This is a genomic window from Lignipirellula cremea (assembly GCF_056501455.1).
On record NZ_CM151415.1, the window covers coordinates 1,910,616 to 1,926,238 of the forward strand.

Genomic DNA, 15,623 nt, shown 5'->3' on the forward strand with positions numbered 1-15,623 from the left:
GACCTAGTCGTTCGCCTTCTTCAGTCCGAACGGTTCGCTCTCCCAGCCCCACGCGGGATCGATGTCGATCCCGAGGAAGCGAAAGACCGTCGGCGCGACGGCGATGTGACCGGGGCCGGGAGAGATCTCGCCCCGCGAGGCGGCGTCGCCGCTCACGATGAAGAAGATCTGCCGCTCGATCGGTCGCTGGCCGCCGTGGCTCTTCTGGAAGCCGCCGTGATCGGTCGTGACGATCACGAGCCAGTTCTCTTCCGCGAATTTCGGTCGGCTCTCGATCGTCTCCAGCACGCTGCCCAGCAGGGCATCGACCTTCTCGATCGCGCCGAGGTACTCCGGGTTCGTCGGACTGAATCCGCTGGCGTGGCCCGTGTGGTCGACGTCGCCGAAGTAGAGGAACGTGACGTCGGGGTCGCTGGCCCGGAGGAGGCGAATGGCTTCGTCCGCGCATTCCTGATCGGTCTTCGCGGTCAGGGAGAACGTGGCGCCGTCGAGGATCTTCTCGTGAATCGGCGCCCAGTCGACGATCGACGCCAGCGACGCGGCGGGAACCTTCTCCGCCAGCCGAACGAAGAAGTGCGGGAAGCTGGCCAGGTCGTTCTCGGCGAACTGGTTGTCGGCGATCTTGTGCTTGTCGTCCCACACGCCGGTCAGCACGCTCGCCCAGCCGGGACCGCTGACGGTGATCTGATTCTTCGGGCCGGTCGGTTCGCCGCCCGCGAAGGCGTCGTAAGAAACCGCTCCCTCCGCGATCAGCCGATCGAGATTCGGCGTCTCCGCCTTCGTCAGGCAGTCAGGCCGAGTCCCGTCGATGCCCACGACCAGGACATGCTTGCCCCCGAACGGCGAAGCCGCTTCGTCCGCATGAAGCGGCAGCGCGCCCGCCAAGAGGATCGACGCGATCAAGTAAACGGCGAAGCGACTCATGCAGCGATCTCCGAAGCGGGGGAAACAGCGTCGGCGATTATGAGCCGCCCGCGCCTCGCCCGCAATGAATCGCCGCTCAGGACTCTTCGGTCCCAGGCGCTTCCGGCGCCGCCGCGTCAGCCGGCGCCGCTTCGTCGGTCGCTGGATCCGTCGGCGCTGGCGCTTCCGAATTAGGCGCCGGCGTCTCGTCGCTTTCCGGCGCGGGCCGTTCGTCTCCCGCGGCTTCTTCGGCAGGCGCGTCGACTGCGGGCGCCTCTGCGGCGGCAAGACCGGCCCGCTCGGTCAACGTCGCCGCGCGAAGCGTCGACATCGGTCGCTGCACCGACTTATCCTGCCGATAGAGCGCCGCGGCTGCGGGATATCGGCCCTGCGCCTCGAGACTTCGTCCCAGGTTGTAGTACGACCCGACCCGCCAGATCCCATCGTCCGACTGTTCCGCCGCGCGTTCGAACCAGATCGTCGCCTGATCGAAGTCGGCGATCTGATACTGGGCGAAACCGGTGTAGTACCGCGCCAGCTTCTTGATCACGCCGAACTGCTGGCGAGCCTGTTGCAGATAGATTCGCTTCTGCTGCGGATCGGGAATCTGGGCGAGCACGCGGTCGTAGCCCAGCAGCTTCTGCACCTCGCGCGACGTCTCGATCTCGTCGAGCTGCGCCTCGGTCAGCGACGAGCCCATCAGCGTTTGGATCGCCGTCACGGTCTCTCCGTTCACGGTCTCCGGCCCGACGAGGTATCGCTTCCGCGCGTAAAAGATCGGCGTCGGCGGCGAGAAGATCTGACGCACGCGGAGGTAGTCCTGCACGCCCGGATCGCCTCGCCGCGCGAACTCCGCGATTGACGCTTCGAAGAGCAGCGACTCGAACGGCTGGTTCCAGATCTCCGTGCGTTCGATGCCGGCGACCTCTTTCAACCGCGCGGCGATCGCCGAGGGTTGAACGTGCAGGCGGACGCGACCCGCGCCGCTCCATTCCTGTTCGAGCACAGCCATCCGCCTCGAGAGCGACGAAGGATCCGCCGCCACGTAAGCGACCATCTTGGCCGGGTCGACGAAGGCGGCTTCGCGCGGCCGGGGTTCGCCCTCGAACGCGGTCTCGATCGCCCCCTTCCAGACTGACGGATCCTCCTTCAGTTTCGTGAACGACGCGATGCCTCCTTCTCCGTCGGGGACGGGGAAGCCGAGAGCCACGTCGAACACGCGCAGCTCGTCGCCGATCAGAACGCCCGCCAGTCGCGGCGACTGGGGTTCGGCCCGATTGCCGGTCGGCGCCCCCAGCGCGACGGCCCGCAGTCCCTGCTGTTCGCACAACTCGACGAAAACGCGCAGCCGCATCCAGGCGTCGCCCTGCCCGCGGATGAGAACCTGATCGAGAGAAAGCGTGAATCCCGAACCGGGCGCGCGGGTCAGCACGGCGAGTCCCGAGCCCGAAGGGTCGCCCGCCGGCGCCTGCGGAGCGGGCAACATCGGCTGGAGCACGATATTGCGGATCGTCCAGTCGAACAGCAGCGTCGCCTTCTCGAGCGGCGTCCGTTCCAGCCGTCCCCCGGAAGCGACGGAACGCTCTTCGCGCGCCAGCGGCCCGTCGGTCAGGAACAGGTCGCTTCCGACGCTGACGCCGTCGGCAACGATCTTGTCGCTCGTCGCATGGACCAGCCGGCGCTCGACCAGGAACTGCACGTCGCCCGGTTGAAAGGCGTCGCCTGCGACGTGCCGCATCGGCTCGAGCTTCTGGAACTCCGCCGGCAACTCGCCGATCAGCGGATCGGGTTCCCATTCCGCGACCGGACGGGCCGAGCGGATCCACTCGTTCAGTTCGGTGACGATGCTCTCGCTGCCGGCGGCGCGATTCCATTCGTCGATCTGTTCGAGCTTCGACTCGACGCCGGCCAGGTTCGTGCCGCCGCCTCCGCCGCTCTGAACGCGAGCGCGACCGGCGTTCTGGCGGAAGTTCGCTTCCCGCGGACAGCCGGTCAGCGAAAGAGCGACGATCGCGAACGCGGCGACGGGCGCCAGGGTCCGTATATAGCGAGAAAGGGAATTCGTCTTCACGCGAGGGACTCCACGGTCTCGCGGATCGCGAGAAGTCGGCGAAGGAGCCGGGGAAACTCGGCCAGCGGAATCATATTCGGCCCGTCGCTCGGCGACTTGTCCGGATCGGGGTGGGTCTCGAAAAACAGGCCGTCGACTCCGACCGCGATCGCCGCCCTCGCGAGCGGTTCCGCCATCGCGCGGTTCCCGCCCGTCGCCGATCCCAGGCCGCCCGGTTCCTGGACGCTGTGCGTCGCGTCGAACACGACCGGCACGCCCAGCTCCCGCATCTGCGGCAGGCTTCGGAAGTCGTTCACCAGCCGCCCGTAGCCGAAGAAGGTCCCCCGCTCGCAAAGGAGCACGCCCGAGGCGCCTGCTTCGCGGAGCTTCCCGACGACATGCTTCATGTCCCAGGGGGCCATGAACTGGCCCTTCTTCACGTGGACCGGCTTCCCGGTCTTCGCCGCCGCGACGAGCAGGTCCGTCTGGCGAGCGAGAAACGCCGGTATCTGCAGCAGATCGACCACCTCCCCCGCGGCCGTCGCCTGATCCGTCTCATGGACGTCGGTCGTCACCGGCAGGCCGGTCGCGTCGCGAATCTTCGCCAGGAGCGCGAGCCCCTTGTCGACGCCCATTCCGCGGAACGCGGCGCCGCTGGTGCGATTGGCCTTGTCGAACGAGGCCTTGAAGACCAGCGACACGGGCAGACCCGCCGTCTCCCGCACCAGGGTCTCGGCGATCGAGAGGGCGAGCGACTCGCTCTCCAGCACGCAGGGACCGGCGATCAGAAGGAGCGGCTGCCCCGGTCCGACCGTGTAGGGACCGACGACGGCGGGAACGACGGCAGGAGGAGCGGACAAATCGGACACCTTCGGTAACGAACCGCCCCGCCCAAACGCGATCGTGCAGGGTCGGTGCATCATCGGTCGGCCCGGTCCGGCCGGTCAATCGGGCGGCGGCGCTCAGGTCTGTGGGACATCCTTTCGGCTGACGGAACTGGCGATGATGACGGTCGCAGCGCCCTGCGTGTATCGAAGCGCTACATGCGTATCGTTTCGCAGCGTGAAGATCCAGACGGACGATTCGTCGAAGCGGCGAATCCCGCCAGGCACTTCAAGGAACTCGGAAAAAACTTGCGTCGATTAGGGAAGTTAGGACGGGCGATGGACGAAGCGTCGACCGACGGGATCAGTTCCTCTTTGCCGCAACGGGGCCGGGCTGGATCCGCGGGAAAGAGCGGGGCAAAGGGCCACGTTTCGTTTCGGCCGGCCGCCCTTGAAGAGCGCCGTCGGCAGCTCGTCTGTCGCGCGGTCCTGTGCTTGGCGTTCGACCGCCGCGAGGCGAAAGGCCCCGCGCTTCGCCCCTGCGGCACGCCGTTTGAGATAGAGGGGACGCGGGATCGGACACTCAACATCTGGCGGAGTTCGTGCCCCTGATCCGCCAGGTACCAGATCGGTCGGCGCCGATCGTCCGATCCCAGTCATCATCCGAACGGCGAGACGGATTTCTCCCGACCAGGCCGCGACGCCCATTCGATTTTTCGCAGAACGACTCTCGGCAGTAGCGGGCCGAGGGAAGTCTTTGCGGGGAACGACGAGGCGTCGCGGCCTTTTTTCGTTTCGACGCATCAGTTTCCTCTTCCATCGAAATCCGCTGAAGGAGTAAGAAAGGCGGCGATCCGAGCGCTTCGCGAATTGCACCGCGATTCCTGGGACCCTTGGGCAAGGACCGGCCGATGAATCTCGTCCGTCGAATTCGCTTCCTGCACAGCGCCTGGCGCTACCGCCTGAGGACCGAGCGGTTCCCCCTTTCGTTTCTGCTGGGTCAGGCACTGGAGGGAGCGACTGCCGTCGACATCGGAGCGAACCGCGGGATTTACTCCTATTGGCTGCATCGCCGCGTCGGCGCGACCGGACGCGTGATTGCGTTCGAGCCGCAGCCCGAGTTGCAGACGCATCTCGCGGAACTTCGCGACAGCTTCGGCCTCTCCCGTCTGGAAATCGCGGGCGTGGGGCTCTCGTCCGCAGGGGGTTCGATGACGCTCCGTCGCCGCCGGTCGCACTGGGGCGGAGCGAGCTTCGACCTGCACCAGGACGACCGGGACGATCTGGAGTCGATCCCCGTGCGGGTGACGACGCTCGACGATTACCTGGCCAGCCGCAGGCTCGACAGCCCCGTCCGCTTCATCAAGTGCGACATCGAAGGGCATGAGCTTCCGGCGCTTCGCGGCAGCGCCCGGACGCTCGCCGAAGATCGCCCTGACCTCCTGTTCGAGTGCCACGACGCCGCGAACCCCGACTGCGAGGTCTTTTCGTTCCTGCGAAGCCTGGACTACGAAGGCTTCTGCTTCGTCGGAGAGGGGCTCGCTCCCGTCTCGGAATACGCAGCGCTTCGCAGCCGCATCCACCCCAAGGCGCTGGCTGACTTCGTCTTCGTGCCGCGGGAACGGACGCTCGCCTCCGCGGGACGGACGAGTCGTTCCCGCAACGTGAAGTCGGCCGCCGCCTGATGAGAAGCGGCGAGAATTCGGTCACCGCTTCGCCTGATCACGCGATGTCGTGCGCGACGGTCGCTTCTCGCTGGGCTTCGCGAGGTTCCGCCCGGCGCTTGCTGCGGGCCTCCAGCAGGTTGATGACGAGCGCCGTCCAGCCCGTCTGATGCGAGGCGCCGAGTCCCTTGCCCGTCTCGGCGTCGAAGTACTCGAAGAACTCGTGCATCGTCTCGCCCGCCGCGTTCACCGCAGTCGGTCGTTCGCCCAGATAGGGAATCCTGCCGTCGGCGTCGGGTTCGAACAGCGACAGCAGGCGTTCCTCCAAGTCGTCGGCGATCTCCCTCAGACAGCGTTCTTCGCCCGAACCGGTCGGATACTCGATCCGGAATTTCTCCTGATAGAAGGCGTCGTACGTCCGCAGCGATTCGATCAGCAGGTAATTCAGCGGGAACCAGATCGGCCCCCGCCAGTTGGAGTTGCCGCCGAACATGCCGCTCTGAGATTCGGCAGGTTCGTAGCCGACGCGATACTCGGATCCGTCGACGTGAAAGACGTAGGGGTTCGCCTCGTGGTACTTCGACAGCGAACGAATGCCGAACGGCGACAGAAACTCGTTCTCGTCGAAGACGTACTTCAGCGCCCGGCGGAGACGATCTTTCGAAGGGAGCGCGAGCAACCTCGCGGTCGGCGGATCGACCTCGTCTTCGATCTCCAGATAGCTCATGTCCCGCGACAGGTCCTGGCGGTATTTCAGGAACCACTCCATCCGCCGCCGAAACCCGGGCAGCTTGTCGACCGTCTCCTGCGACAGAATCATCGCCGAGCAGAGCGGCATCAGTCCGGCGATCGATCGGACGCGGAGGACCGTCGACTGATCTCCGACGCGCATCCGGTCGTAATAAAACCCGTCACGCTCATCCCACAGACCCGTTCCGCCCAGATGGTTGATGGCGTCGGCGATGTGGATGAAGTGCTCGAAGAACTTCGACGCCGTGTCGGCGTACTCCCGCTGCACCAGAGCCAGTCGCAGTCCCATCCGCAGCATGATCACGCAGTAGAAGCCCATCCACGCGGTGCCGTCCGCCTGCTCCAGCGTGCCGCCGGTCGGCAGCGGCTTCGACCGGTCGAAGACCCCGATGTTATCGAGACCGAGAAAGCCGCCTGAGAAGAGATGCTCGCCGAAGGCGTCCTTGCGATTCACCCACCAGGTGAAGTTCATCAGGAGTTTCTGGAACGCTCCGGCGAGAAACGGATAGTCCTCGCGTCCCTGCTCGCGCTCCTGCAGGAAGACGTCGAGCACGGCCCAGGCGTGGACGGGCGGATTGACGTCAGACAGGTTGAATTCGTACGCCGGGATCTGCCCGTTGGGGTGCATGTACCATTCGCGCAGGAACGTCCCGAGCTGGTTCTTGGCGAAGTCGGGGTCGAGCTTCGCCATCGGCAGCATGTGGAACGCCAGATCCCACGCGGCGTACCAGGGGTACTCCCACTTGTCCGGCATCGAGATCACGTCCCGATTGAACAGGTGCTCCCAGTCGGCGTTGCGGATCCGCCGGCGCGAGGGAGGCGGCACGGGCATCGCCGGATCGCCCTGCAGCCATTCTTCGACGACGTAGTGATAGAACTGCTTCGTCCAGAGCAGTCCGCCCGAGGCCTGCCGCATCAGCGACCGCTCGTCCGCTTTCAGATTGCCCGGCAGAAGCGCATCGTAGTAGGCGTTCGATTCCGCGATGCGCGCGTCGAAGACGTCGTCGAAGGACTTGCCGAAGCGCTCGCCCGCGTCTTCGCTCTTGGGGCGATACCGCAGCCGCACGACCGCCTCTTCTCCCGGCGCGAGCGTGAACTTCTTCCACGCGGCGGTCTTCGTGCCGTAGCGCCTCGGGTTGATCGCGTTTTCTTCGCCGTCGATCAGCCAGCGATGGAAGGCGTCCTTCGCGAACGGAGGCCCCTCCGGCTTGCCGTAGAGCCGCTGTTCGTTCGTTTCGTTATCGGTAAAGAGCCATTTCCATTCCTTGCGCGGGTCGTCGTTCGCGACTACGAACTCGCCGAGCGTTTCGTGCGAGAACGTGACCGTGCGATCCTTCGCCTGCCGCATGTCGGGCCGCAGGACGCAGTCGTCGTACTTGCACCCCCAGACCCAGGTGTTCCGGAACCAGAAGGTCGGAAGCAGATGCAGCGTCGCCGGGCTCGGTCCGCGATTGACCGCGCGAATGCGGATCAGCACGTCGTCGGGCGACGCCTTGGCGTACTCGATCTGCACGTCGAAGAACCGGTCGCTGTCGAACAGGCCGGCGTCCTCGAGCTCGAATTCCGTTTCCGTGCGAGAGCGGGTCTGGTTCTGAGCCACCAGCGCGGCGTAGGGAAACTCCCGCTGCGGATAGCGATAGACGGCCCGGGCGTACGTGTGGCAGGGGGTCGAATCCAGATACCAGTAGCGTTCCTTGACGTCCTCGCCGTGGTTCCCTTCGGGACCCGTCAGGCCGAACAGACGCTCCTTCAGGATCGGATCCTTGCCGTTCCAGAGCGCGACCGAGAAACAGAACCGGCACTCGCGGTCGGTCCAGCCCAACAGGCCGTCTTCGCCCCAGCGGTAGGTGCGGCTTCGCGCATGATCGTGCGGGAAGTGAACCCACGGATTCCCGTCGGCGGAATAGTCCTCGCGCACGGTGCCCCACTGCCGCTCCGGCAGATAAGGCCCCCAGCGTTTCCAGTTCCCCTCGCGAGTCCTCGATTGTTCCAGTCGGACGAATTCGGCGCGCGGATCGACTTCCATAAGCTCATCGAACGACGGCGGCGATCCGGGGAGAGAACGGCGCCGGAGGAACGACGCCCCTGCTCAGCTTTCGTCAGCGAACCGCTGCCGAACGCCGAAGGCGCCGCGTAATCGGAACAGGCCGTATCCTCTGCCGGGGGGCGCCGGGGAGCAAGAGGGAGGGCGCTTCGATCGGACGTTGGCCGCTCCCGTGTGCCACGGCTGGCTTGCCCAGCCGTGCGGGCGACAGACAGTCACCGATCGGGCCGTCGTTTACCGAATGAAACCGTCGGATTTCGAAACGCACGTTCGTGGCGACGTTCATTCGAAGTCCGCATCGAATCTCGCGGCACCGCACGGCTGGACAAGCCAGCCGTGGCACACAGGCACATTCAGGCGTCTGGTTTTTCCGGAACTTTCCATCCCTTCGCTGCGTCGGAAGCAGAACGGGAGCGGTTCGGGCGGTCGGCGCCTGGTCGTCGTTCAGCGGTTTCGTCGGCAGAGAGACGCTGTCCCGAGCGAATCCTCCCCGAGTAAGCTCTATCGCAGCGCTTTCCGCCGCGGCCGCTCGGTCGCGGAATTGCGTTCTCGTCTACGACGTCCGATCGTCGCCAGAGCGGTCGGATCGTCGATCGATCGCGTCTGAACTCTTCCGAAGGGTTTCCGGCATGCTCTCCGTTCTTCGCACGCCTGTGTCGGATTCGCGAACGCTGGAACAGCGGCGTCTCCCGAAGCGTCGCTACCGAGGGATCTTGCTCGCCCTCGCCTTCGTCGCGACGGCGCTTGGCCTCGGAGGCGCCGGAAGGACGGCCTCCGCCGGGGAGATCGGCTTCCTGGAGACGTTCGCCCTCGCGGAGAGCCGGGACGACGCGCTCAAGCAGCTCGTCCCCGGAACGCAGGAGTTCTACTACTTTCACGCGCTGCACTACCAGCAGCAGGAACGCTACGCCGACGTCGAGGCGATGCTCGAACCCTGGATCGCGCGCCACGGCTACTCGGCCCTGGTCCACGAGATCCTGCATCGGCAGGCCCTTCTGAAGTACCCGCAGCAGCCGAAGGAAAGCCTGGAGTACGTCCGGAACCAGCTCGGCCTGCACTTCCAGCATCAGCGGGAGACTCTTCGCGAGAAGCCGAACTTTCCCACCGGCCTCGACCAGAGCCTGATCGCGATCGAGCGTCTCGCGGATCTGGCGCTCGCGAACCGGCAGGACGTCAGCGGATTTCGCCCGTTCGCGTTCGACTGGCTGGCGGCGAACGCGACGAAGATGGACGCGGGCGAACGCCGTGCGCTGCTGGCATCGCTCGAACGGCCGACTCTGCCGAATCTCGTCGACCTGATCGTCGCCGATCTGAAGGTTCCCACGCACGGAAGCTTCGGCGCGCTGCCGATTCATTCCAAGCTGACGAAGGAACAGCTCGACGATTTGCTGACGAAGCTCCCCCACGTTCGCGGCGTGCGGGAGTTCGTTCACGTCTACCTGCAGCGGCTGGTCGCGAACGACGACGTGGACGTGATCGACGACGCGCAGGCGTTCCTCGCGCAGATCGACCGGCAGTACGACTTCGCGAAAACGCTCGCGCCGTCGTTCAATTCGCTCAAGGCCCACCTGCTCTATCAGCGGCTGGAGTTCGATCGGTCGCAGGGGATCTACGACCGCGAACGCTTCATGGAATACGTGAAGCTGCCGCGGTTCATGCCCTACGTGAACGGCAAGTGGATGGAGATCCAGACGAATCGCGACCATGCGGTGAACGTGAATGAGGACTATCGCTTCATCACCGGCTGCGAGCCGATCGGCAGCGACGTGCAACTGGTGCAGGACTACCTCAGCCACTTCTTCCTGACGCAGAACGACTTCGCGGAATTCGCCCCCTTCATGCGCGAGGAGTTCCTGAAGCAGGTCCTGGCCGAGACGAAGATCGTGCATGGCCTGGGCGAGCAGGAGCGCTGGGCGTCGGTCCTGTCGCCCGAGCAGTTTAAGGCATTGAAGGAGCGGGTCGACATCGACTTCGCCTACGTCAATCCGGAGCGCTACGCGCCGGAGGCGCCCGTCGCGCTGGACGTCTTCGTGAAGAACGTCCCGACGCTGATCGTGAAGGTCTTCGAGATCGACGAACGGAACTGGTACGCCGACCGTCTGAGCGAGATCGACACGTCGATCGAACTCGACGGCCTGACGCCGAACTTCGAACAGACCTACCAGTACGAAGAATCGCCCCTGCTGCGCGTGCAGCGGCATTTCGAGTTCCCGATGCTGACCGGGCGCGGGATCTACGTGATTGACTTCATCGGCGCCGGCCAGGCCAGCCGCGCGCTGATCCGCAAGGGACGCCTCCGCTACGTCTCGCACACGACGCCCGCGGGCCAGGTCTTCCAGGTTCTCGACGAGAAGAACCAGTTGCTGCCGGACGCCTCGATCCTGATGGGCGGCGTCGAATACGGTGCCAAGGGAGACGCGGGGCGGATCCTGGTTCCCTTCTCGACCAACCCGGGCGACGTGCCGATCGTGCTGCTGCATGGCGACTTCGCGACGCTGGAGCACTTCCGCCACGACGCGGAAAACTACGAGCTGCACGCGGGCATCTACATCGATCGCGAGTCGCTGATCAAGCAGAAGACGGCCAAGGTCGTCGTGCGACCGCAGCTGACGCTCAACGGCGAACCGATATCGCTCAAGCTGCTGGAAGAAATCAAGCTGACCGTCGCGACGCAGGACGCCTCGGGCACGTCGGCGGCGATGGAGGCGAAGGACTTCGCCCTGTTCGAGGATCGCGAGTCCGTCTACGAATTCCGCGTTCCGGCCGACCTGCGAAACGTGACCGTCCGGCTGGAAGCGAAGGTGCCGCATCTGCAACGTGGCGACAAGATCGCATTGGGCGATCAGCAGGTATTCCAGGTCAACCAGGTCAGCGATACGTCGCAGATCGCCGTCTCGCATCTGACCAGGCTTCCGAGCGGCTACGTGCTGTTCGTGCTCGGCAAGACGGGCGAAGCGATCGTCGATCATCCGGTCCAACTGACGATCGAGCATCGCTGGTTCACCGACCCGATCCAGACGACGCTGAAGACCGATGACCGGGGCGCCGTGGCGCTCGGTCAGCTTCCGGGCATCCTTCGTCTCACCGCCTCGCAGTCGGAAAGCTCGCGGTCGTGGGATCTGCCGGTCGATCGCGTCGATCGGCGGATGCTTTATCATCTGACGACGCAGGACGTGCTGCGCCTGCCCTACCTCGGCGCCGCTTCCGACATCGAATCCGGGCACTTCAGTCTTCTGGAGATCCGGCAGGGCAACTACGTCCGCGACGCGTCGGAGAATCTCTCGCTGACTCCGGGCTACCTGGTCGTCACGAAGCTGGCGCCGGGCGACTACGAACTCTTCCTGAAGGAGACGCAGGAACGGATTCAGCTTCGCGTGACGCAGGGCTCCGCCGGACAGGGTTTCCTGCTGGGCGAGCGCCGTCTGCTCAAGGCGACGGGCCTTGATGGATTGCAGCTCATCTCCGTCGAGCGGGGCGAGATCGAAGTCTCCAAGCTCGTCGAACCTGCCGAAGCAGAACCGGCCGAAAACGGCGGGGAAGAAGGGAAGCCGGCGCCGGAAGCCGACGTCGACGAGAAGCCCGCTGCCGACGCGGCCGCCGAGATGGCGACGGTTCTCAAGCTGAAGGTCGGCGGCGCGTCGAAGTTCGCTCGCGTCCATATCATCGCCGATCGCTTCCTGCCGGCCTTTTCCGCGTTCGACATCCTGCGCGAAGTGCGCTCGCCGGAGGCGACGGCGACGACGCTTCCCGACCCGCGATCGTTCTATCTCGTCGGTCGCAACATCGGCGACGAGTATCGCTACATCATCGATCGCAAGTACGCGCGGAAGTTCGCGGGCAACATGCTGGAGCGTCCGTCCCTGCTGCTCAACCCCTGGGCCATTCGCAGCACGGCGACCGACGTGCAGCTTGCCGCCGAGGGGGGAGAGTTCGCGAAGAATGCGGACCCCCGCCTGTCGGCCACCGATGCGACGCCTGGCGAAGCGCAAGGCATCGCGGGCGGACTTGTCGATCCGACGGATCTCGATTTCCTCGCGTCGACCTCGGTCCACCTGCTGAACCTGGTTCCCGACGAAGAAGGGTTCGTCTACGTGCCGGTCGATCTTCTCGAAGGCTGCGGCTTCGTGCAGGCCATCGCCGTCGATCCGACGCAGACGGTCTATCGCACGCTCGTCGCGCCGGAGGGTTCGTTCGATTTCCGCGATCTGCGGCTGCGCGACGGGCTCGATCCGAAGCGCCATTTCGCGCAAACGCGAAAGATCGAAGTCCTGAAGGAAGGCGATTCGCTCGTTCTGCCGGACGTCGCGGTCGCGGAACTGGAAACCTACGATTCGCTCGCGAGCGTCTTCGAACTGTTGCTTTCCGCCAGCGGCAATCCGACGCTTGCGGAGTTCGGCTTCCTTCCGCGGTGGAACTCGCTCCCGGCGGCGGAGAAGCAGACGCTCTACTCCAAGTACGCCTGCCACGAACTGCACTTCTTCCTGGCGGAGAAGGATCCGGCGTTCTTCGAGCAGGTCGTGCGACCCTACCTGGCGAACAAGAAGGAGAAAACCTTCTTCGACCGGTTCCTGCTGGGCGAGGATCTGGAGGAGTTCGCCAACCCCTGGCAGTATCAGCGACTGAACGTCGTCGAGAAGGTTCTGCTTTCCCGGCGCATCGAAGGCGATCCGCAGCACGTTCTAAGCTGGATTCAGAATCGGCTCGACGTGATGCCCCCGAACGCGGACCAGGAGAAGGCGCTGTTCGAGCAGGCTCTCGGCGCCCGCGGCCTGCGCGCTGGATCGGCATCGCTGGGCGAGCGACTGGCGGCCGTGCAACTGGCCCGTTCGGAAGCGGAAGGCCTGGCGATGAACGGGCAGGCCAACGGCATCGCGGACGCCACGATGCAGATGAACTGGGCAATTCCCGACAACGGTCCGACGAGCGGCGTCGCGTACGGAAGCATAGGCGGGGGAATGGGAGGCATGGGAGGCGGGTTCGGCGGAGGCGGATTCGCGATGCCGGCCGCCGCGGCTCCGCCGGCGCCGGCTGCAGAACCGATGGCCGAAGAGGCGGAATACGCCGCCGCGGCAGACGAACTGAAGAAAGCGGAGAAACAGAATCGCTTCGCCGAAAGCGAAGAGAGTGACGGAAAGGATCGCGCGCGGCGACTGAACGAACTGCGCGGCGCGATGCGCGACAAATCCAGTCTCGGGATCGACGACTCGGTAGATGCCTTCTACGACGTCGAGAGCGCACGGGCCGATCGGAAGATGGTGCGCCAGCTCTATCGACCCATCGATCAGACGATGGAGTACGTCGAAAGCAATTACTGGCGTCTGGCCAGGGAGAGCATGACGCAGGAGCTGATCGGGCCGAGCGAGTTCTGGCGCGACTTCGCGGCAGCCGACCCGGCCCAGCCGTTTCGCTCCACGCAGATCGCGCGGCCGACCCGCAACATCCACGAGATGCTGCTGGCCCTGGCGACGATCGACCTCCCGTTCGAGGCCGCCGAACACGAAACGAAGTTCGACGAAGCCCGGATGGAACTCCTCCCGAAGAGCCCCACGATCGCCTTCTATCGCCAGATCGAAGCGGTCGAGCCGGTCGAGAACGGGCCGGAGATCCTGCTCTCCCAGAACTTCTTCCAGGCGAATGATCGCTATCGAATGGAAGGGGGCGAACGGCTCGAGAAATTCATCTACGAGGAATTCGTCGCCAAGACGGTCTACGGCTGCCAGTTGGTTCTGACCAACCCGACGTCGAGCCCGCAGCGACTGGAAGCCCTGCTGCAGATCCCCGAGGGCGCGATGCCGCTCGCCGGAACGAAGCGCACGGAGACGCGCCCCATCGACCTGGGCGCCTATTCCACGACCACGCTGGAGTACTACTTCTACTTCCCGACGGCGGGGCGTTTCGAGCAGTTCCCGGTTCACGTCTCCCGACGCGGCGACCTGATCGCGTTCGCCGAGGCGTTCGAGTTCAACGTCCTCGACGAACCGTCGAAGATCGACACCCAATCGTGGGCGTACGTCTCGCAGTACGGCACCGACGCCGAAGTCATCGCCTACCTGCAGTCGGCGAACCTGGCCGAGACCGACCTGTCGAAGATCGCCTTTCGGATGAAGGAGAAGGCCTTCTTCGAGCCGACGCTCGCCCTGCTCGAAGCCCGTCACGCCTACGAGCGGACGCTCTGGTCGTACTCGATCCTGCACGACGTGCCGGAGCGGGTGCGGCAGTTCCTGGCGTTCGAGGAGGGCTTCATCGGCCAGGTCGGCCTGGTTCTCGATAGCCCGCTGCTGGTCGTCGACCCGATCGAGCGGAACTTCTACGAACACCGCGAGTACAAGCCGCTGGTCAACGCCCGGCAGCACAAGCTGGGACCGCATTGGACGATCCTGAACGATCGTTTTTACGAGCACTACACCAGCCTGATGAAGCGCCTGAGCTACGTTTCGGAGATGAGCGATCTGGAGCGGCTGGAGGTGACGTACTACCTCGTGCTGCAGGACCGCGTCGCCGAGGCGCTGGACCATTTCGCGAAGGTCGATGTTCGAAACGTGGACGCGAAGATTCAGTACGACTACTGTCTGGCCTATCTGGAGATCTCGCAGGAACGACCTGACGAGGCGGGCGAGATCGCCGCGCAGTATCGCGAATACCCTGTCGAGCGCTGGCGGAACCTGTTCGCCTCGATCGAGCGTCAGATCGAAGAGATCGGCGGCAAGCCGGGCGAACTGGTCGACGAAAGGGACCGTAACCAGCAGATGGCGCAGCTCGCGGCATCGCAGCCGACGTTCGACCTGCGCGTCGAAGGGGGCAAGATGCGATTCAACTATCAGGCGCTCGACCGAATTCAGGTGAGCTACTACCTGATGGATCTGGAGTTGCTCTTCAGCCGGAATCCGTTCGTGAAGGAGTTCTCAGGCGAGTTCTCCTACATCAAGCCGAACCTGGAGCAGACGGTCGAGCTGCCCCCCGGTCAGAAGACGGCGGAGATTCCGCTCCCCGCGGCGCTGGCGAATCAGAACGTGCTGGTCCTGGCCAGCGCGGCAGGACGCGATCAGGCCGTGCCCTATTACTCCAACTCGCTCGACGTCCAGACGTTCGACGCCTACGGCCAGATCCGCGTGCTGGCCGCGGGGACGGACCAGCCGCTGGCGAAGGCGTACGTCAAGGTCTACTCGCGCCGGACCGACGGCTCGATCCGCTTCTACAAGGACGGCTACACCGACCTGCGGGGGCGCTTCGACTATGCCTCGCTCAGCACGAACGATCTCGACAGCGTGGAACGGTTCGCGATCCTCGTCATGTCGGACGAGCACGGAGCGGTCGTCCGGGAAGTCGAACCGCCGAAGCGCTGACGCATCGCCTCCGGCGTGCAGCGATCGCGTTCCGCGGCTGGCTCT

Annotated in this window: 6 protein-coding genes; 2 read left to right on the top strand and 4 right to left on the bottom strand. The window is 65.0% G+C overall.

Annotation, left to right across the window (positions count from 1 at the left end):
- Positions 1-3 precede the first annotated feature (3 nt).
- The 3 genes from SH602x_RS07455 to kdsA all read right to left on the bottom strand — a co-directional run bounded on the left by SH602x_RS07455 (position 4) and on the right by kdsA (position 3,813).
- Positions 4-924, bottom strand: a complete 921-nt coding sequence (locus tag SH602x_RS07455) for an alkaline phosphatase family protein (RefSeq protein ID WP_479476185.1) — start codon at positions 922-924, stop codon at positions 4-6.
- Between the two features lie 76 nt (positions 925-1,000).
- Positions 1,001-2,974: a tetratricopeptide repeat protein gene (locus tag SH602x_RS07460; protein ID WP_479476186.1), complete on the bottom strand. Its 1,974-nt coding sequence runs from the start codon at positions 2,972-2,974 to the stop codon at positions 1,001-1,003.
- Entirely contained in the window at positions 2,971-3,813 is an 843-nt protein-coding gene (gene kdsA, locus SH602x_RS07465) for a 3-deoxy-8-phosphooctulonate synthase (protein ID WP_479476187.1), read from the bottom strand. Before kdsA ends, SH602x_RS07460 begins: the two co-directional genes overlap by 4 nt.
- Positions 3,814-4,688: 875 nt before the next feature.
- On the opposite strand from kdsA, the gene SH602x_RS07470 reads away from it, so the two are divergent.
- Entirely contained in the window at positions 4,689-5,462 is a 774-nt protein-coding gene (locus tag SH602x_RS07470) for an FkbM family methyltransferase (RefSeq protein ID WP_479476188.1), read from the top strand.
- A gap of 37 nt (positions 5,463-5,499) precedes the next feature.
- On the opposite strand, the gene SH602x_RS07475 is transcribed toward SH602x_RS07470, so the two are convergent.
- The gene (locus tag SH602x_RS07475; protein ID WP_479476189.1) at positions 5,500-8,217 is read right to left on the bottom strand and encodes an MGH1-like glycoside hydrolase domain-containing protein; all 2,718 of its coding nucleotides are present in this window, start codon (positions 8,215-8,217) and stop codon (positions 5,500-5,502) included.
- Between the two features lie 647 nt (positions 8,218-8,864).
- Between SH602x_RS07475 and SH602x_RS07480 the strand changes: the two genes are divergently transcribed.
- Positions 8,865-15,578: a hypothetical protein gene (locus SH602x_RS07480; protein WP_479476190.1), complete on the top strand. Its 6,714-nt coding sequence runs from the start codon at positions 8,865-8,867 to the stop codon at positions 15,576-15,578.
- The last annotated feature ends 45 nt before the right edge of the window (positions 15,579-15,623 follow it).

Coding starts and splice junctions, on each gene's coding strand:
- SH602x_RS07470 (WP_479476188.1), top strand. CDS start 4,689: ATGAATCTCGTCCGTCGAATTCGCTTCCTGCACAGCGCCTGGCGCTAC.
- SH602x_RS07480 (WP_479476190.1), top strand. CDS start 8,865: ATGCTCTCCGTTCTTCGCACGCCTGTGTCGGATTCGCGAACGCTGGAA.
- SH602x_RS07455 (WP_479476185.1), bottom strand. CDS start 924: ATGAGTCGCTTCGCCGTTTACTTGATCGCGTCGATCCTCTTGGCGGGC.
- SH602x_RS07475 (WP_479476189.1), bottom strand. CDS start 8,217: ATGGAAGTCGATCCGCGCGCCGAATTCGTCCGACTGGAACAATCGAGG.